Source organism: Tenacibaculum sp. M341 (assembly GCF_004337695.1).
Classification (GTDB): Bacteria; Bacteroidota; Bacteroidia; order Flavobacteriales; family Flavobacteriaceae; genus Polaribacter.
The window spans coordinates 1-485 of the sequence record NZ_SJXJ01000084.1 but is presented as its reverse complement, the minus strand read 5'-3'; the positions used below and the strand labels follow the sequence as shown (position 1 = coordinate 485).

The 485-nt window shown below is 37.7% G+C and carries 1 pseudogene; it reads right to left on the bottom strand.

Features of this window, described 5'->3' with window-relative positions:
• Positions 1-485: pseudogene (locus tag EYW44_RS22390) on the bottom strand (hypothetical protein); the annotation flags it as partial.

Genomic DNA, 485 nt, shown 5'->3' with positions numbered 1-485 from the left:
TTTACATCACTTGCCGAAACTGCAACTCCATTTAATGTATCATTATTAGTAATCGCATTTCCTGCAACTCCTCCAGTTAAGCCATTGACTGAACTTCCTGTAAAATCATCTATGTTGGCAACTATCGTAGCTGAGTCTACTCGAACTGTTACAGTAGCTGTATCACAATTACTTGGATTCAATTTCTCGCAAATCTGATAAGTAATCGTATAATCTCCTGATGGTGTGTTTGCTGGAACCACTACAGCTCCTGTTGCATTTAAAGCAATACCTAATGGACTACTTGTTGTTGTAATATTTACATCACTTGCCGAAACTGCAACTCCATTTAATGTATCATTATTAGTAATCGCATTTCCTGCAACTCCTCCAGTTAAGCCATTGACTGAACTTCCTGTAAAATCATCTATGTTGGCAACTATCGTAGCTGAGTCTACTCGAACTGTTACAGTAGCTGTATCACAATTACTTGGATTCAATTTCTC